The 17,518-nt window shown below is 56.0% G+C and carries 15 protein-coding genes and 1 tRNA gene; 8 read left to right on the top strand and 8 right to left on the bottom strand.

The window, feature by feature from the left end; genetic code table 11:
* Positions 1–196: 196 nt before the first annotated feature.
* The 3 genes from ftsH to IE099_RS00510 form a co-directional block, all read right to left on the bottom strand.
* The gene (gene ftsH / locus IE099_RS00500; RefSeq protein ID WP_189566288.1) at positions 197–2,509 is read right to left on the bottom strand and encodes an ATP-dependent zinc metalloprotease FtsH; all 2,313 of its coding nucleotides are present in this window, start codon (positions 2,507–2,509) and stop codon (positions 197–199) included.
* Positions 2,510–2,651: 142 nt separating this feature from the next.
* Complete coding sequence (locus tag IE099_RS00505; RefSeq protein ID WP_189566290.1) at positions 2,652–3,362, bottom strand: AIM24 family protein; 711 nt, start codon at positions 3,360–3,362, stop codon at positions 2,652–2,654.
* A gap of 122 nt (positions 3,363–3,484) precedes the next feature.
* A complete protein-coding gene (locus tag IE099_RS00510) occupies positions 3,485–4,576 on the bottom strand; it encodes a redoxin domain-containing protein (RefSeq protein WP_189566292.1) in 1,092 nt (363 codons plus the stop codon).
* A 195-nt stretch (positions 4,577–4,771) separates the two neighbouring features.
* Here IE099_RS00510 and IE099_RS00515 point away from each other — a divergent pair, with 195 nt between their 5' ends.
* The gene (locus tag IE099_RS00515) at positions 4,772–6,445 is read left to right on the top strand and encodes an alpha/beta fold hydrolase (RefSeq protein WP_189566294.1); all 1,674 of its coding nucleotides are present in this window, start codon (positions 4,772–4,774) and stop codon (positions 6,443–6,445) included.
* 487 nt (positions 6,446–6,932) lie between these two features.
* On the opposite strand, the gene IE099_RS00520 is transcribed toward IE099_RS00515, so the two are convergent.
* A tRNA-Ser gene (locus IE099_RS00520) sits at positions 6,933–7,022 on the bottom strand.
* Positions 7,023–7,126: 104 nt separating this feature from the next.
* Here IE099_RS00520 and IE099_RS00525 point away from each other — a divergent pair.
* The 5 genes from IE099_RS00525 (at position 7,127) to IE099_RS00545 (ending at position 11,977) form a co-directional block, all read left to right on the top strand.
* Positions 7,127–7,750 (top strand): hypothetical protein, encoded by a 624-nt coding sequence (locus IE099_RS00525; protein ID WP_189566296.1) that lies wholly within the window; start codon positions 7,127–7,129, stop codon positions 7,748–7,750.
* Positions 7,751–7,757: 7 nt separating this feature from the next.
* Positions 7,758–9,068, top strand: coding sequence for a lysophospholipid acyltransferase family protein (locus IE099_RS00530; RefSeq protein ID WP_189566298.1), 1,311 nt, complete (start codon positions 7,758–7,760; stop codon positions 9,066–9,068).
* 1 nt (position 9,069) lies between these two features.
* Entirely contained in the window at positions 9,070–9,930 is an 861-nt protein-coding gene (locus tag IE099_RS00535) for a mitochondrial fission ELM1 family protein (RefSeq protein ID WP_189566300.1), read from the top strand.
* A gap of 76 nt (positions 9,931–10,006) precedes the next feature.
* Positions 10,007–10,852 (top strand): polysaccharide pyruvyl transferase family protein, encoded by an 846-nt coding sequence (locus tag IE099_RS00540; protein WP_189566302.1) that lies wholly within the window; start codon positions 10,007–10,009, stop codon positions 10,850–10,852.
* 12 nt (positions 10,853–10,864) lie between these two features.
* Positions 10,865–11,977 (top strand): glycosyltransferase, encoded by a 1,113-nt coding sequence (locus IE099_RS00545; protein WP_189566304.1) that lies wholly within the window; start codon positions 10,865–10,867, stop codon positions 11,975–11,977.
* On the opposite strand, the gene IE099_RS00550 is transcribed toward IE099_RS00545, so the two are convergent.
* From IE099_RS00550 to IE099_RS00560, 3 genes are read right to left on the bottom strand one after another with little or no spacing between them, the layout of a single operon-like run.
* Entirely contained in the window at positions 11,974–12,537 is a 564-nt protein-coding gene (locus IE099_RS00550) for a YrbL family protein (protein ID WP_189566307.1), read from the bottom strand. The two genes, IE099_RS00545 and IE099_RS00550, sit on opposite strands and share 4 nt — an antisense overlap.
* The gene (locus IE099_RS00555) at positions 12,534–13,280 is read right to left on the bottom strand and encodes a glycosyl transferase (protein ID WP_189566309.1); all 747 of its coding nucleotides are present in this window, start codon (positions 13,278–13,280) and stop codon (positions 12,534–12,536) included. The genes IE099_RS00550 and IE099_RS00555 overlap by 4 nt, the downstream gene beginning before the upstream one ends.
* A 50-nt stretch (positions 13,281–13,330) precedes the next feature.
* Positions 13,331–14,161: an exostosin family protein gene (locus tag IE099_RS00560; RefSeq protein ID WP_189566311.1), complete on the bottom strand. Its 831-nt coding sequence runs from the start codon at positions 14,159–14,161 to the stop codon at positions 13,331–13,333.
* A gap of 420 nt (positions 14,162–14,581) precedes the next feature.
* Between IE099_RS00560 and IE099_RS00565 the strand changes: the two genes are divergently transcribed.
* Both IE099_RS00565 and gatB read left to right on the top strand, forming a co-directional pair.
* A complete protein-coding gene (locus IE099_RS00565) occupies positions 14,582–15,199 on the top strand; it encodes a hypothetical protein (protein ID WP_189566313.1) in 618 nt (205 codons plus the stop codon).
* A gap of 164 nt (positions 15,200–15,363) precedes the next feature.
* Positions 15,364–16,818 (top strand): Asp-tRNA(Asn)/Glu-tRNA(Gln) amidotransferase subunit GatB, encoded by a 1,455-nt coding sequence (gatB, locus tag IE099_RS00570; RefSeq protein WP_189566315.1) that lies wholly within the window; start codon positions 15,364–15,366, stop codon positions 16,816–16,818.
* Positions 16,819–16,914: 96 nt separating this feature from the next.
* Here gatB and IE099_RS00575 read toward each other — a convergent pair whose 3' ends face one another.
* Positions 16,915–17,484 carry a type 1 glutamine amidotransferase domain-containing protein gene (locus IE099_RS00575; protein WP_229809327.1) on the bottom strand — a complete coding sequence of 190 codons (570 nt, stop codon included), beginning with the start codon at positions 17,482–17,484 and terminating at the stop codon, positions 16,915–16,917.
* Positions 17,485–17,518 lie beyond the last annotated feature (34 nt).

Consider the following 17,518-nt stretch of genomic DNA (forward strand, 5'->3'; position numbering starts at 1 on the left):
CACCCTCGGAGCATTCCTTATCCTCTCACTCCCGGCGCGTCAGAACATCCGTTCGTGAAGTGGACGTCCCGTCTCGTCCACTCAATCCTCCTCTGGTGGACAGGATGTCCCCCACACGGGCCGGTTTCAGCAAAAGAAAAACGGCCGTCTGCTGATGCAGAACGGCCGCTAAAAATACGAATCTGTCGGTCACTCGTTAGGCAGGAACTCCCACCACATCGCCAGCCAAGGGCTCATCGTCATCCTTGGAAGACGCTTCCGCGCTCTTTGCGGTCGCCTTGGGCTTGTCATCCGGAATCTCGGGCGGCTTGGGTGATTTGGGCGGGTTGGTCATCGAACCAGTCTCCATCAACTCGACGATGTGGTCTCCATCGAGAGTTTCAAACTCCATCAATGCGTCGGCAATCACATCGAGGTCAGCGCGGTGCTTGGTGAGAAGCTCAGTCGCCTTTGCGTATGCCTCATCAATGATGCGTTTGATTTCAGAGTCGATCGTCTGCGCGGTCGCTTCCGAGTAGTTCTTTGATTTACCCATATCGCGGGCCAAGAAAACTTCACCTCCGCCACCTTCGCCGTATTCGACCATACCCAACGCATCGCTCATGCCCCACTCGCAGACCATACTACGGGCCAAATTGGTCGCCATGCGGATGTCACCGCTGGCACCGCTGGCCACATCATCGAGCACAATCTCTTCGGCAACCCGGCCACCCATCAGGACGACGAGCTCGTCGAGCATCTCCATCTTGTGGTAGCTGAACTTGTCCTTCTCGGGCAAAAACATAGTGGAGCCCAAGGAAGGACCACGCGGAATAATGGTGACCTTGTGCAGTGGGTCGGTATTGGGGAGAATGACGTTCAGGATGGCGTGACCAGCTTCGTGATAGGCGGTCTTACGCTTGTCCTCTTCGCTCAAGGCCAGGGAACGACGCTCGCGACCCCAACGGACTTTATCGCGGGCTTCTTCCAATTCGGCGAGAGTAACGGCCTTCAAATTCTTACGCGCAGCAAGGAGAGCGGACTCGTTGATCAAGTTCGCCAACTCCGCTCCGGAGAAACCAGGAGTTCCGCGAGCGATGACCCCGAGGTCCACATCGGCGGACAGCTTGATCTTCTTGGCATGAACCCGAAGAATTTCGGCGCGACCTTTGACATCTGGCAAAGAAACAGTGACCTGACGATCGAATCGACCGGGACGCAAGAGAGCTGGGTCGAGAACATCAGGACGGTTGGTCGCAGCGATGATGATGATGCCCTCCTGGGTATCGAAACCATCCATCTCCACGAGCAAGGCGTTGAGGGTTTGCTCACGCTCATCGTGTCCGCCGCCCATACCGTGACCACGGTGGCGACCGACGGCGTCAATCTCATCGATAAAGATGAGGCAAGGCGCGTTTTTCTTGCCTTGCTCGAACATGTCGCGCACCCGGCTGGCACCGACACCGACAAACATCTCCACAAAGTCAGAACCGCTAATGGAGAAGAAAGGAACATCGGCCTCACCGGCAATGGCGCGGGCGAGGAGGGTCTTACCCGTTCCGGGAGAACCCACCATCAGAACACCCTTGGGGATGCTTCCACCCAGTTTCTGGAACTTGCGGGGGTCGCGAAGGTATTCCACGATCTCCTGGAGTTCTTCCTTGGCCTCTTGAATACCAGCCACGTCCTTGAACGTGACCTTGCCTTTGTCCATGGAAAGAAGGCGGGCTTTGCTTTTACCAAAGTTCATCGCACCTCGGCCGGCAGACTTCATCTGGTGACGGAAGAGGAAGAAAAGGAGAAGCAAGAGAACCAGAATTGGAAGGAAGCTGAAAAGGAGCGACTGCCAGAGACCGCTATCTTTCTTCAGCTCGGCACCGTTGCGGTAAAGATATTCCAACTCCTTATACATGTAGTTGGGCACCTCGACGCGGAAACGTGCGGTTTCAGGCTCTTTGGCTCCCTCGACCACTGGGACCTCGACTTCGTTCTTAGACATTCCAACGAGAACCGCGTTGTCTGTTCCGGGAGAAGTCACGATCTTGAGAGACTCTTCGCCGCCATCCAGCACTACCGCGTTTTTCCACAGGAGGGACTTGAACTCCTTGAAGGAAAGCTCGGGCCCGGTGGGCTCAACAGTGCCGACTTCATACTTCGCAAGATCCCCTACCAAGTCCTTGAGACTTTCGCTCGTTACTGACAGCGAGACAGGCACGCGGAAGGGCTCGCCTTGTTCCCACTTATTCTTGGGAGGCTCCTCGAGATAATAACCTGTGATGACCGAGCCAGCGCCGGATTCCACCACCTGTAGGGGCTTCTTTTTGTCGTTCATCACGACTTGGTCGCTGCGGAGAAGTTCTTGGAACTTCGGCCAGGCGACTTTGTTGACGCGGCCGTCGTTGCTCATCGTAAAAGCAAGAACGATGATAGTTACGGCCAGGCCGAAGAGTAGGAACACGCGCCAATTGGAGTTAGGCTCGGCTGAGCCGGGCTTCTTTTGTTCGCGTGGGGAATCGGGTTGCTCGGACATGTGGTTCGTTAGCGTTTAGAGGGGGTAGGCACGATGCCGTCCCCTTGGAAAGCACCATACGCTAGGTTGGAGAAATGGAAAACGCCTTTTTACAAGCCATTTTCCTACTGAAAATCAATTCGTTACAAGGGCTAATACGCGACTAACCCGCAGCTTGCGCCATGACAACTTCCTCAAATGGCTGAATCACAACAAAACCGTCCCCATCGAATTTCATCTGGAAACTCTCGCCACTCCCCCGCCCGATGAAGCTGCGGAGAGAGATGTCGGTCTTGAATTCCGGCTGCAAATTCCCGCTCCACGCCACCGTGGCATTGGGATCGGTGTAGACCGGGTTGCCGGGGGTGACCCGCAGGGTGCGGGGCTCGTAATGGCTGGTGATGGCGAGCATGCCTTGCCCGGAAACGAGCACGTTGAAGAGACCGCCAGACATCATCGCGGCCATTTTCTTCATCATGGAAATCTTGTGGGTCAAGCTGCTCTCGAAGGCCAACATGTCGTTGCCGTTCACATAGAGACTCTCACCATTCAGCTTGATAATGCTGACCTTTTTGCCGGAATCCGCCAGATAGAGCTTTCCAGTGCCATCGGCGTAAGAAATCTGCATTCCTTCGCCGGAAACCGCTTTTTTCAAAAGATTGCCAACCCCTTGGTCGAGAGCACCTTCTCGGGTGAACTTGATATCACCCTGATAGGCCACCATCGCGCCCTTCTTCATATTGACGCGACCGTTCAAATTGACCTCCAGCAAGCGCTCGGTTTCCTTTTCAAAGAATCCGTGGCCTTTGTCGGTCTCGGAGGTGGATTGAACGAATTCGTCGAGACTGTAGCTGACGGGGCTTTTCGGAGGCATGGGAGGCGGTGTTGTCATTTCGCCCGATTCTATACCTCAAAAGCCCTTCATTGATAAGCGCAAAGCGAACCAGGGGACGTCCAGTGTCCGGGTTCCTCGCGGATTGCAAAGCGACCTGAGGATTACTCCGCCTCCTCCGCCAAGAGGGCCTTCGAAAGCTCCCACGCGGATCTCTCGACGAACTTTTGGGTCATGCGACCGTCTTTCACCTCGGTGATGGTGATTCCGGTGAACTCCATGTGGCGTTGGTCCGGTTCGGTGCCGAAGAAGCCATTGTTTCGCCCCGAGCAGGTCCAGCGGGTCACCACCTTATGATCGGAGACAATGAGGTCATCGATCTCGAAGCGCAGGGCATTGATTTTCCCCTGAAAGTCGCGCACCCAACTTTTGAAGGCATCGCGCCCTTGCACGGACTTTCCAGCGGAAATGATTTCGAAGTCCTCGGCCGCGAGACTGTCGATAAGGTCCACATTGTAGGGAGGATTCCAGACTTCGCCCCAAAAGGTGCGCATCACCATCTCCGGCGACTGGGCCAGCTCCGGATTCTGCATTCGTTCGACCGCGCGAAGGATCTGCTCCACCGATGCCCGGTTGCGGTATTCGGCATCTAGGAAAGCATATTGAATCACACCCTCCTGATCGATCAGGTAGGTCGCAGCAAGGGGTAGCGTGCCCTCGTCATAGTCTTCGCCGTTTTGCTTTTTCAAATCGGCAAACCTCTTCATCGAGGCCTCAATCTCCGGAGCCAGCTTCATCACGGTGCCGAACTGCGCGGCAACGGTGTTATTGGCGTCTGTTAGAATCTCGATATCGAGCTCGTTCTTCTCGCTCGTTGCCTGAGCGACATCGGGAAGCTCCGGCGAAATGGCGACCAATTGCACGCCCGCCTTTTCAAATTCGTCCATGCACGATTGATACTCGCGCAGCGCAATATTGCAGTAGGGACACCAACCGCCCCGATACCAGGTCAAGACCACGGGACCCGACTTCAGCATTTCCTCCAGAGAAACCCTCTTTCCCTCCCCATTCGGGAGCGAAAAGTCGGGAGCCTGGTCCCCCACGTTTTTGGCGGTCTGGAGAAGCCCCGACTGCCGCACGAAATCGACCCCCTTGAGATTGGAGACCGCTTTCTCCGCCGTCACGCGGTCTTCGAAGTCTTTTTTCTGAACGTCCAAGGCTTTTTGGAGAGGACTCGCGGTGAGCTGAAGTCCCATCACGAGACTAAGGAAAAAACTATGGCGGCAAATGGTTGGAAAGAGCACGGGCAAAAGATCGAACACCTCACCCATTCTGCAACCGCTATTTCGCCGCGAGGGGTGACAATTGAGTCACCTTCGTCCAGTCCCCTACTCAGGCGCTCGGGAATACAGGTTGCACAATCGCCAGCGGGCGCGAATGGTTTTGCAACCATGCAAGCAGCTGACTCCAACCTCTTCCGCGCCGCCTTTCTCGCCGACGCCCTGACCCTGGGCCCTCACTGGGTCTATAATCAGGAAAAGATCGCCCGCCTCTATCCTGATGGCATCTCCGACTTCGACGATCCTCATTCCAGCTATCACCCCAACCGCAAGAAGGGCCAATTCACCCACTACGGAGACCAAATGATGATGGTGGCCCAAGCCGTAGCAGCCACCGGCGGCTGGTCCCTCCCGGTCTTTCGATCCGTCTGGCAAAGCGGCATGAGCGATTTCGACGGCTACCTCGATGGTGCGAGCAAAACCACCTTGGAAAACCTCGCCGCCGGATCGGCCGAGACCGCCTCCGACTCCAACGATTTGGCGGGGGCTTCACGCTTCGTCCCGACCCTTTTTCCCTCTAGCAAATCGCTGGAAGAGCGCGTGACTGCAGCCCGCGAACAAACCGCACTGACCCACGGCGACGGAAACGTCATCGATGCCGCCGAGTTTTTTGTCCGCGCCACGGTGGCGATTCAGGATGGACTCGCTATTCCCGAAGCTTTCCAACAAGCCGCTGAAGCTAATTACAAACACCTGCCCGCGAAGGACTGGCTCGCCCAAGCGAACGAAGCTCTCGCGCAAGAGGACTACCGGAAGGCTGCCGCCGACTTTGGCCTCACCTGCCACATCCCCGAGGCCTTCCCTGCCACTCTCTACTTTGCCCTTCGTTGGCATCAGGCCGGAGCCGGGACGAGCGAAAGCGATTTTCTCGCCACCCTTTCCGACAACTCCCTCGCGGGCGGCGACACCTCGGCGCGCGCTATCCCGCTGGCCGTCTTTCTCGCTGCCGCCGGATGCCGGATTCCCGATCATTTGTGGGACTGTCTTGATGCCCATGAAAGCCTCAGCGCGCTGGAACACCTGCTCACCCCGCCCCGCCCGTCCTCCCGAAAAGTATCCTTCACCGGCGCAAACGGGGATCAGCTCGACGCCCTGTTAGAGCTTCCAGCCGGGCAGCCACGCGCCTACGCTCTCTTTGCCCATTGTTTCACCTGCGGAAAGAGCTCCCGTTCCGCCACCATCATTTCCCGCGCTCTCGCCGAACAAGGCATCGCCACCCTGCGCTTCGACTTCACGGGCTTGGGCAACTCGGATGGAGACTTTGCCAACACCTCTTTCATCTCCAACGTGGAAGACCTCGTTGCCGCCGCGGGTCATCTGCGAGATCACTTCACGGCCCCAAGCCTCCTCCTCGGTCATTCCTTGGGTGGGGCCGCCGTTCTGGCCGCCGCCGGCGACCTCCCCGAGGTCACTCATGTTGTGACTCTCGGCGCTCCTTTCGACCCCGCCCACGTGACCAATCTCTTTGAGGAGGACGTACCGAAAATTCTAGCAGAAGGGCAAGCGGAAGTGACCCTCGCAGGCCGAAAGTTCCAGATCGGAGAACGCTTTCTCAAGGACCTTGGCGGCCACGACCAAGAAGAGCGCATTGCCAATCTCGGGCGTAATCTGCTCATTATTCATGCCCCCACCGATTCCATTGTCGGCATCGAAAATGCGGGGAAAATCTACTCCGCCGCCAAGCATCCCAAATCCTTCCTCTCCCTCCCGAAAGCCGATCACCTCCTCACCAACGCCACCCAGTCCCAATACGCTGCCCGCATCATCGCGGACTGGGCAAGGTGAATTTAAAGGACCGAAAAGTGAGAGGTGCAAGAAGTCCAGTTCACCGATTCATGGAACTCCCGAACCGTCCGCCCCAACGGGGCTATCCATGAAAGCCCAGGGCACCGCCCTGGGATCCCGCCGAACCAAAATACAAAAGCGAGCCTGTGACCTGTTCGTTCAAGCACCACCCCGAAGCGTCCCCCACCAACCTCGGCCCTTCGCAAACCGCTCTGTCCCCAACGCATTCTCCAGAGACTTCGGGTAAACGATAGAACTCAAACACCACCCACTCGTCTCTCCATCCCTTCGCTTCCAAAACCCAGGGCGGTGCCCTGGGCTATCGTATAGCACCCCGTTGGGGCTCGATAAATTCCGTGCTATCTCAACAACCTGAAGGGAGCCCTTCCCATTCTCCCGCAACGAAACGAAAATTCAATCACTCCTCCTCAACTTCCTCTCCCCCCGAAAGAGCCAGACCCCAACCTAGCAGTGCTAGATTGGGGTCTGGCGGACAGAGAGGGATTCGAACCCTCGGAGACATTGCTGCCTCACACGCTTTCCAAGCGTGCGCATTCGACCACTCTGCCATCTGTCCTTTGAGTGGGGGCGCGGACGCTACCCGCCATTTTGGACCTTGGCAACACGAAAGTGACCCGAATCCCGATTGTCCCCTGGAAGGTTTCAAACTAGGCTTTGGCCTTGTCCCTTGAAAAAGACAGACCCAATTGGCTCGGAACCCTCGCTAGCTCTGCGCTGGTGGGGCTCGGCTCCGTTCTCGTCCTCTTTCCGGCCTGGCTTCCGCGCGCCTCGGCGAGCGGACTGGACTTGGAAAATTCTGCAGTAGAATTGCTTCAATTGGCTCTTCTGCTGGTCTCCATGGCCATTCTGCTGGCGGCGGCGGCTCATGCCGGTCGCTTTCGTCCGATTTATCAAGCTCTTGGACTCGGCTGTCTGGCGGCGACGATTGGCGAAGTTCCTTGGTTGGATGACTTTCTCCCTTTTGATAAAGACTGGCTATTGGTCCCCACGCTGGGAGCGATCGGCTATCTATTTATCAAAAACCCCCGGGAAACGCTGCGCTTCATTGGGCTCTCCGCCCGTCACCCCGCCTCGGGCTTCATTGCCGCAGCACTGATTCTCATCTATGTCTTTGCCAATTTCATCGGCTCCCGCGCTTTTTGGGAAGCCAGCCTCGAAGGCGAAGTCCCCCCGGGTCTCCCCCAAATCTGCTCCGCCTACCTGGAGCTTCTTGCTTGCTACTTTATCTTCGTAGGCGTTATCGGCTTCACTCTTCCCCTTCGCCGAGGCAAAGACAATCTCTAGTCCCACGATGAAACGCCGCCCTTCTTTGAGCAAACGAGTGTCTTGGCGGATGGAGTATGCCGGCTACCGTTTGGTCGAAAGGTTACTCTCCCTGTTTACTCTCGCCCAAGTCGACCGGTTGGGCTCCGCCATCGGCTCTGCCTTTTTCTACTGCTCCTCCAAATACCGCCGCCTCGCGATTCGGAATCTCCGCATCGCAATGGGAAGGGAAAAGTCCCGTGGGGAAATCGACAAACTGGCTCGGGCTACCTGCCAACGAACCATCGCCAATTTTCTCGGAACGCTCAAAACCACCGTGCTCCCGACCGAGGAGATCGAGCAGCACGTGAGCTTGCTCGGAAAGGAACATCTTCGCGATGCCCTTTCAGGCGGCAAAGGAGCAATCCTCGTCCTCGGGCACATGGGCAACTGGGAACTACTCAACCGCCTTCACCAATATCTTCCAAAGGGGACTCCGGCAGGTGGCATCTATCAGCCTCTCAAAAACCCCCTCGTCAACGATCTCCTCCTTCAGAGAAGAGAGCAGGACGGTTCGCAGCTATTCAACAAGCGGGATGGCTTTCACGCTCCCGCGAGCTTCGTCCAGAGCGGCGGGCTACTCATCGTGGTGGCCGACCAGAAGGTTGGTCGCGGCGGAACCCCCGTCCCATTCTTCAATCGACTTTCCTCCCTCTCTCCCCTCCCCGCATTGCTGGCACGCAAAGCCGGAGTACCGGTGGTGGCGGCTGGCATCGAAAGCACTAGTCCGGGCAAATGGCAGATCGTGTTCGAACCTCTCGGGCCACGTCCACTCACCACAGACATTATCTCGACACTGGAGAAACTCATCCGCCGTTCTCCCGCCGACTTCCTCTGGTTGCACAATCGATGGAGATTAGTGGGAAAGACCCCTCTTTCCATTAGCAGTCGCAAAAGCAAAACCACCCCGCCGACGACCAACCCCATGCGCACGGTTCTGCTCACCACCGAAGCGCCAGATCTGCCGGCTCTAGAACGTTACCTCGCTCACAGAGACCCCAGCGACTTTCCGCTGTCATGTGAATTTCTCTTCGTCACCGAACAAGCCGAAGAATCCAATGCCAGCAATTTCCCCATCCACAATCTCGTCGCTCCCTCGGCCGGGCAGGTTGCGGCCGAGCTGAACACTCTCGATGAAAACGGAGTCACTCCCATCGAGCTAGTGCTCGTCCTCACCCCCTCCTCAATGTTAGAAGAAGGTTCCAAACAGGCAAAAGTTCCCCGGATGATTACCAATCGGAAAGAGCTTCCCCTCGATGAGTTCCTGCAGTCTCTGACCGCTGACTTCACAAAGACCTAGCATGCACCTCCTGATTCTAAGCGACGGCAAGAAAGGCCACGAGAATCAAACTCTCGGCTTGGCCGAAGCGATTCTTCGCCGCAGAACCGGGACCTACGAGATTTCTAGTATTTCGCAATCCAAGTCTGGGCCGGTCGCGGACCGGAGACCGGACGCCATCTTGGCCGCCGGACACTCCACCCACCCCTTCCTTCTCCGGCTCGCCCGTCGCTACCGCTGCCCCTCGATCGTGGTGATGAAGCCTTCCCTCCCTTCTTTCCTCTTCTCGCAATGCCTCATCCCCGAGCACGACCTCAAGCCAGGGAAAAAGCTTAAGCCCAACATCATTGCGACCAAAGGAGCACTCAACCGGATTCCGGAAGCCCTCCCCCCAAAGACCGAAGCAGGTCTCATTATGCTGGGCGGCCCATCCAAGCACTTTGACTGGCAAACCCAGCCCTTGCTCGCAGCGATCGAAAGGATTGTTTCGCAGGAACCCCAACGTCCATGGACTGTGGGCGATTCCCGTCGGACCCCCGCTGATCTCCTCCCTCTTCTGGCAGAAAAACTGCCGAACTTGGAAGCGGTTTCCCATCAAGATTCCCCGCCCGATTGGCTGAGGGACCAAATGCTGGAGGCCGAAGTCGCTTGGATTACCCCGGACTCGACTTCCATGCTCTTCGAGGCTCTGACGGCGGGCTGTTGTCTCGGGACTTTGCCTCTGACGCCGAATGAGACCCGGCTTTCGCGAGCTCACGACCTTCTTGCTTCGCAAGGCTGGCTCACCCCTTTCAAATCGTATTCCCCGCCCCTGCCCCAAGCTCCTGCTCCCCTGCACGAATCAGCCCGCTGCGCCGACCTCCTGTTAGAACGTCTTGCCTAACCTTCGCTCTGCCAAAGATGGTCTTTTCTTTCTCTCGCCCTCATGCTTTCACCGCTCCCCTTCATCACCTCCTACAATGACTCCGCTCAAACTCTTCTACGCCATGGCTCATCGCGGCGATCCTTCGCAAAGAACGGATGAAAACTGGGGAAACTTCGGCGATGAATTGAGCCCCCTCGTTTTGAGTCACGTCACTGGCCGGGATGTTGAGTATACGGATCCCCGCTCTTGCGAAATCATCGCCATTGGAAGCCTTCTCGACAAGTTCTCCCTCTATCGCCTCACCCAAATCCTACAGTATCAACGCTGGTGGCCATCCAAGCTGCAGGTCTGGGGTTCGGGTTTCATGCTCCCTGACACACGGATGAAACGTGGAGGACTAACCGTCCACGCGGTCCGCGGCCCACTTTCGCAAAAGAATCTCCCTGCGAAGTTTCGGAACGAGGACATCGCCTTTGGCGACCCCGGCATTTTTGCCAACGAGCTTCTAACCGAGATGCCAGAGAAGAAGTGGAAGGCCGGCATTCTTCCCCACTACGTCGATCGGGATCACCCGGGTGTCCGCGCCCTCGTTGAATCCAACCCGGACTTTCACCTCATCAACATCTGGGCCCATCCGAAACGGGTGCTGGCCGACATCGCGGCCTGCGAAGTCCTTTTTTCCAGCAGTCTGCATGGTCTCATTGCCGCAGACAGCCTGGGCGTTCCGAATCGCTGGCTCAAGCTTTCACAGAAAGTTGGTGGCGGTGACTTCAAGTTCCGCGACTATTGCGCAGGGGTGGACAAGCCTGCTCCCGAGCCAATTCATCTGGACCAGGACACCATCGACGAACGACTGATGGCCGACACCATCGAAGGCTTTCAACCCGGCGAACTCAATGCCGCCAAAGAAAGACTGCGGGCCGCCGCAGCCAAACTCTAATTCTCCCGGACAATGAAAGTGATGCAAGTCCTCCCCGAACTCACCTCAGGTGGGGTGGAACAAGTGACCATTGGTTTGGCGGAACATCTCGTGGCGCAAGGCCATCAATCAATCGTGGTCTCCAATGGCGGAAAGCTGGTCCCGGGGCTTACCGAAAATGGCTCTACCCACCTCCAGCGGGAGGTTCACAAAAAGAGCCTTCTCTCCCTCAGGCACGTCCCGGCGCTGAGGAATCTGTTGCGTGCGGAACAACCTGACATTCTCCATCTCCGTTCTCGTGCACCGGCATGGCTTTTCTATTTGGCTTGGAAAGGCCTTCCCCCGACAGAACGACCCAGACTCGTCACTACCGTCCACGGACTTTACTCCGTCAATCGCTACTCAAGAATCATGACCCGGGGGGAAGTCGTTATCTGCGTTTCGCAAGCGGTCAAACAATACGTGCTCCAGAACTATCCCGACGCTTCTCCCGATTGCCTTGAAATCTGCTACGAAGGCATTTCCCGAGAGGACTTTTCGTCGGAATTTCGCCCTGCGGAATCTTGGAAAGAGAAGTGGTATCAAGAGTTCCCGCAAACCGCCGGCAAGCGCCTCATCGCTCTCCCCGGCCGGTTGACCCGGCTGAAAGGTCACCACACATTTCTCAAACTCATCGCCACTCTGCGTTCTAACAACCCGCAAGTTCACGGCCTCATCGTGGGAGGAGCCCATCCGAAGAAGGAAGGGTATCTGGATGAACTCCGGAAGGAAGTCCAGGCCCAGGGCCTCGCTGAAAGCATTACCTTCACCGGGAAGCGTAGTGACCTCCGGGAGGTCCTATCCCTTGCGGACCTCAGCTTGTCTCTTTCGGAGAAGCCCGAGTCCTTTGGGCTCACCATTCTGGAAGCACTTGCCTTGGGCACTCCGGTCATAGCCTATGATGAGGGCGGAGCATCCGAGATTCTTGCAAAGCTCTGTCCCGCCGGGGCGATCCCCCGGGATGACTTCGCCGCCCTCGTCGAACGCGCCGGTAACTTCTTGCATTCACCCCCGGAGATTGCACCCAACAACGATTTCCTAGCCGACACCAGCCACCGGAAAACCGAGAAGATTTATCAAGACCTTCTTCATTCTCCCCGTCGCTAGCGAACGAACACGTCCTCGCTGGAGATGTCGAGCAGCCGACACAGACGCCGGAACTTTCGTCGGGTCTTGAAGACCCGCAAGGGCCCCACATGGTAGTAAAGCCACGCAAAATTGACGGCACCAAGCCCGTCGATTAGCACCAGTTCCGACCGATCCCGCACGACGAGATTCTTCGGATGAAGATCCCCCACCACCAGGCCTCGCTGGATCAACTCATGATAAAAGGCCCTTACCAAGCTCGTGATCGATTCCTTACCCAGCTCTTTCTCACAGTTGCGCAAAGTTGGCGAAATGGTCTGGTCGGAATTCCGCACCAAATCGAACAAATACCCTGCACCCAAAGTGGTTTCAACACGACCACGAAAGAGAGCTACAATAGGGCAGCTTTCCCCTCGGGCCAAAACCTTGCGATGAGCTTGCAATTCTTCTTCGACCCTCTCTTCGGAAGCCTCGTCCTCCGTGAATTCGACCTTTACGCAAAGATCGGGCTTACCCGGGACTTCGTAGCATGCCCGCTGGCCGCCTTTGGCAAAATAAGATTCCTGAACAAGCTCTATCACTGCCCCACGGTCCAATATTTCTCGATCCACTTGGCTGGCTTCGTCCGGTGGTGAAGCTTCTTTCCCTCAAAGCCCTTGAGAGCTTCGTCAGGGTCGGGGCGGCCGTGAAAGACCACCACTTGGGCAGATTTCGGCTCGCGTGGGGCCATCAGCAAATTCAGCGGAAAGACAGGACGGCAATGCCGCTTGAAGCTGGCCGTCCATGACTCGGGATAGAATTCCATGATCGGCTTGATGCAATGGGTCAGGTAAGTCTGGGGAGGATTAAAAGTCTCCAGCGCCCAATCCTTCTCCTTTAAATACTGCTCGTAGACAAATGTGTGCTCATTGGGAAGAAAGCGGAAAATCGATGAATTGCCCACCTCGGGACGGCGCCCGGTGATCGTGCGCATGGTATTGCTCCAATTGTGAATGATCGGGATCTTGCCGGGAGCAAACTCGAAGAACGAATCCAGCGACCCTCTCACGATAATATCCAAATCCAAAAACAAAGAAGGCCCCGAAAGCGGAAGACCAGGCTGGAACAGGGTCAGCTTGCGCCAACCCGTCGACAACTTATGCGGAGGAAGATCAATCTCGGGTATGGGATGAGTTTTGATCTCACTGTTCAAACCGGTGGCATCATCGGTGAAACAATGAAACTCAAAGGGCTCGGACAAATGCGTCCGAACCGCGTGGAAAAGGCGATTGGCGAATTCGGGTCCGTATCGCGTGCCCCACTTCAAGGTAACTACATTCTTCAAAGACCATCAAACTACGCCCCCAACCTCCCCTCCTGCCAGCAAGCACCGTGTCAGGAGTTTTCCTGCTGAATCCGGGCCAAAGCCGCATCCAACTCCTCCCTCGGCACCGAGAAGCGCTCGACGGCTCGATGAAAATTCTCCTCCGCAATCCTCGCATCCCACTGCAATGAATCGGCCCGGTCCTCCCAACGGAAGAACTGAAACCCTTCAAAGAGAGAGCAATCGCCGTCCACGACTGGAATCGCACCACAGAACATCGCCTCCACAAACCGATAGGACCAAGTGAAGCTACCGCCCGGACAAAGGACGAATTGAGCCTGCGCCATTCGACGAAAGTAAGTTTCATCCCAAGCCTTCAAAGGAAACTTTCGCCCGCGATTGGACTCCACGATCAGGAGACCTCCAGTGCGAAATTCCCGGGTCGTATGCAGACCAACCGACGAGCGCAGCGCCGTGGTCAGCCGCGCCAAGAGGTCTTCCTCCTTAAAGACCAATTCTTTATCCGACCAATTCTCTCGAACCCAATCAGACAATTGAACCAACCGATGGGGCGAGACTTGTCCTTGAAAGAGAAATTCAGTCGGTCGCTCTTCTCTCCACTGATCCCGGCAAAATTCGATGATTCGATGAGGAAAGATGAGTTGGCGCTCGATACCCGCAATGACGGATTTGGGCTGCTCATGGCAGAACGAGATGGAGTCTGAAATATCGACGACCTCCCCGGGTTCTTCAGCAAACAAGGGACCTGCCAACTCCTCCAATTTTCGAAACCGGGAGCGGGCATCTTTCGTCACACGAACCTCATGCGACGACTCCGCCAGGGCGTGAACCAGGCGAAGCTCTTGAATCAAGCGGCAAGGGAGAGAAACGAAAAAACTCATCTGATGTGGGGAAGCAAAGGCATCGCTAGTAGCATGATTGAAAAGGCGGAAACTCGAATTCCAGCGTCCACGCCGTCCATCGACTTGCAAAGGTCTCCGAAGTGCCTCCAAGTCCAGCCCCCAATCCGGCGAAAGACAATGCCCGATTGCATGATTCTCGCCTTGATGTCGCCCCCCGCTATCTTCACTGGCAATCTTTCAGATAGACCTGTGGAATAGGACTCCGGTCGTAAGAGGGTTCTCCATGCTAATTGAAAATCAGAGAAAACCCTTCGCCGCAAAGCGAATGCTAGACCTGGTCAGCAGCAGTGATTAGTTTGCCTTTCGGGCGGTAGAAACTAACAAAAGCAATTGACAGGTTCATGCCCCGTCGTTTCCTACCTCCCAGCCAAAACCTCCACCACAAATCTCATCCCCACCTTGCTCGCAGCCCCAAACATGCAGCCCTCCAGCCGACTCCTCATCGCTGCCACCATCCTGGCAGTCATCTTCAATGCGGCCATAATTTTCGATGTTTTGCGCAACTCGAACACTGGACTTTATGATGAAGGACAGTTCGTTGAAGATATCGGTGCCTTCTGCTTCCTCAGCGGATCCCTCGCTCTTTTTGGAAGCGCCTTTTTCCTTTCGGGGCTCGAGAAGTTTATTCGCTCCGGCTTGGGAGCCATGAATCTGATGTTCTTCCTTCGCGAGGTGGATGTGCACGAAATCAATGTGCCCTTTCCAATCAAAGAGATCAGCTCCAACGATTTGAAGGATGGTCTCTTCGTCGTCTTATTTTTGGTCTTGGGAACCCTTTTTCTGGTAAAATATCGCCACAATTGGAAGCAGGCTCTGGGTTACTTTCAGAATCGAATCGGAGTTCTGTTTGCGGTCGGCATTGGGATATTCGCCACCGCAGGGCTTCTGGAACAGCTTCACTTCAGTTTCGCGGAAGAACTTCTCGAAGCCAACGGGGCCTACTGCTTTTTCCTGGCTGCCCTGCTGACGATTCTGATTCCTCCGACGGACGCCGACTCGTTGGAAGCCCCCCGGTGAGACATCCCAGAATCTGCGCTCGAAGCGCCCCTTCCATTTCGCGATTCGTCGAGCGGCGCACCTTCCGCACTGCCGCGACCGGCCACAACTCCTTGCCATCTTTGGATTTTCTCCCGAAAAAGATCGTATTCAGCGCGATTCTTGGTTCAAAAAAGGGCCGCGCAATGAAGTATATTCCGACGATTGGACTTGAGGTCCACTGCCAGGTGAAGACGAACTCGAAGATGTTCTGTGCTTGTCCCACTTCCTTCGGGGACGAGCCGAATACGAACACCTGTCCGACTTGTCTCGGTCTCCCTGGTGCCCTCCCAGTCCTCAACCAGCGGGCTATTGAGAAGACCTTGCTCGCGGGACTTTTACTGGGCTGCGGTTCTCCGCCGATCTCGAAGTGGGACCGGAAAAACTACTTCTATCCCGACATGCCCAAGAACTACCAAACCACCCAGATGGACCTCCCCCTCTGCATCGGTGGTGGTGTGCCTCTTTACGACCACAATTACCCCAAGGATTATCAAAAGAACATCGCCAACCCCGGCAAAGTTGTGCGCCTGAACCGGATTCACCTGGAGGAAGACGTCGCGAAGTCGACCCACCTGGCGAAGACCTCGCTGGTGGACTTCAACCGGGCGGGAACTCCGCTGATGGAAATTGTTTCCGAGCCAGATCTCGGCTCGGCCGAAGAGACCTTTGCCTACATTAAGACCCTGCAGCAAATTCTCATCTACGGTGACATCTCGGATGCGGATATGGAAAAAGGCCAGCTGCGTTGCGACGTGAATATCTCCATCCGCAAACATGAGAACGACCCTCTCGGGGAGCGGGTCGAGTTGAAAAACCTCAACTCCATTTCCGCTGTCCGCCGCGCCATCCACTACGAGATTGAGCGTCAATCCGCCGACCTCGATAAAGGCATTGGGCAAGAACAATCCACCTGGCGCTGGGATGATGACCTCGGCGAATCGCAGATGATGCGTTCCAAGGAGGATGCCCACGATTACCGCTATTTCCCCTGCCCCGACCTGCTGCCAATCCGTACCGAACCCTTGCTGGAGACGGTGAGACCTCACGTTCCAGAACTACCGCATGAGAAGTCGGACCGCTTCATCAAGGACTACAAGCTGACAACCTATGATGCCTCGGTGCTAACCTCGGAACGCCCTTTGTCGGATTACTTCGAAACCGTCGCCACCACCACCCAAGCGCCCCCCAAGAAGGCCGCCAACTGGGTCATCAATAACTTGTTGGGCATTCTCAAGGAGAACAATACCGCCATCACCGAGTCCCCCATAAAGGCCGAATCCACAGCGGGGGTTCTTTCCCTCGTGGAGGCCGGGACCATTTCCGCCAATCAGGCCAAAGAACTTTTTGCGGCCCTTTGGGATCAACCCGAGGCTGACCCGGCTTCCCTTGCGAAAGAAATGGGCTTCGAGCCTGCCGACAATTCCGCCATCGACGGTTTCATCGATGAAGCCATCGCGAACAACCCCAAGCAGGTGGAAGAAATCAAGGGCGGAAACGAAAAGCTCATCAATTTCCTAACAGGTCAGGTGATGAAGGCTAGCAAGGGCAAGGCCAACCCCAAGTTGGTGACCGACGCCATCCGAGAAAAGCTGCTTTAGTCGTAACTCGTCAACTCTTTACAAGAAAACGAGAGCCTGTCGGCCCTCGTTTTTTTTTAGGTTGTTAATCTTGGTCCATTTAAGGACAGAGCCTGGTTAGACCGTCTGCTCTTCGTGGATTCCTTCTGCGAATTCTTCAATTGCCTTGGAGCAAAACGCATCGAGATCATCGGGGCTTCTGCTGGTGACAAGCGCTTCATCACAATGGACTTCCTGGTCCACCCACTTCGCGCCCGCATTCTCGAGGTCTGTACGAATACTGGGATAACTGGTAACCGTGCGGCCGTCCAGAACGCCCGCTTCAGCAAGCAACCATGGAGCATGGCAAATTGCCGCAACCGGCTTCCCGTCACGGAAGAAGCTGCGCACGAAATCGATGGCGTTCGCATGGGTGCGGAGGGTGTCGGGGTTCTGAAGACCTCCCGGCAGGATTAGTCCGTTGAAGTTGGCTGAAGTGACATCGTTGACCACCTTGTCTACTTTGACACTCGCGCCCTCCCCATCCTTCGAGGCGGCAGTGATGCTCCCTTTTTCCAAGGAAACCACGGTCACTTCAGCGCCAGCGTCCTCCACCGCTTTCTTCGGGACGAGGAGCTCACTTTCTTCGAATCCGTCCGTTGCGAGAATCGCAATCTTCTTTCCTATCAGGTCGTGTTTTTTGTTCATAGTTTTGTTAGTTAAAGTGGTTTTTAGTTTAGGA

The sequence above is a fragment of the Roseibacillus persicicus genome (assembly GCF_014651675.1).
In the GTDB taxonomy this organism is placed as follows: Bacteria; Verrucomicrobiota; Verrucomicrobiia; order Verrucomicrobiales; family Akkermansiaceae; genus Roseibacillus; species Roseibacillus persicicus.

Coding starts and splice junctions, on each gene's coding strand:
- ftsH (WP_189566288.1), bottom strand. CDS start 2,509: ATGTCCGAGCAACCCGATTCCCCACGCGAACAAAAGAAGCCCGGCTCA.
- IE099_RS00505 (WP_189566290.1), bottom strand. CDS start 3,362: ATGCCTCCGAAAAGCCCCGTCAGCTACAGTCTCGACGAATTCGTTCAA.
- IE099_RS00510 (WP_189566292.1), bottom strand. CDS start 4,576: ATGGGACTTCAGCTCACCGCGAGTCCTCTCCAAAAAGCCTTGGACGTT.
- IE099_RS00515 (WP_189566294.1), top strand. CDS start 4,772: ATGCAAGCAGCTGACTCCAACCTCTTCCGCGCCGCCTTTCTCGCCGAC.
- IE099_RS00530 (WP_189566298.1), top strand. CDS start 7,758: ATGAAACGCCGCCCTTCTTTGAGCAAACGAGTGTCTTGGCGGATGGAG.
- IE099_RS00535 (WP_189566300.1), top strand. CDS start 9,070: ATGCACCTCCTGATTCTAAGCGACGGCAAGAAAGGCCACGAGAATCAA.
- IE099_RS00540 (WP_189566302.1), top strand. CDS start 10,007: ATGACTCCGCTCAAACTCTTCTACGCCATGGCTCATCGCGGCGATCCT.
- IE099_RS00545 (WP_189566304.1), top strand. CDS start 10,865: ATGAAAGTGATGCAAGTCCTCCCCGAACTCACCTCAGGTGGGGTGGAA.
- IE099_RS00560 (WP_189566311.1), bottom strand. CDS start 14,161: ATGAGTTTTTTCGTTTCTCTCCCTTGCCGCTTGATTCAAGAGCTTCGC.
- gatB (WP_189566315.1), top strand. CDS start 15,364: ATGAAGTATATTCCGACGATTGGACTTGAGGTCCACTGCCAGGTGAAG.
- IE099_RS00575 (WP_229809327.1), bottom strand. CDS start 17,484: ATGAACAAAAAACACGACCTGATAGGAAAGAAGATTGCGATTCTCGCA.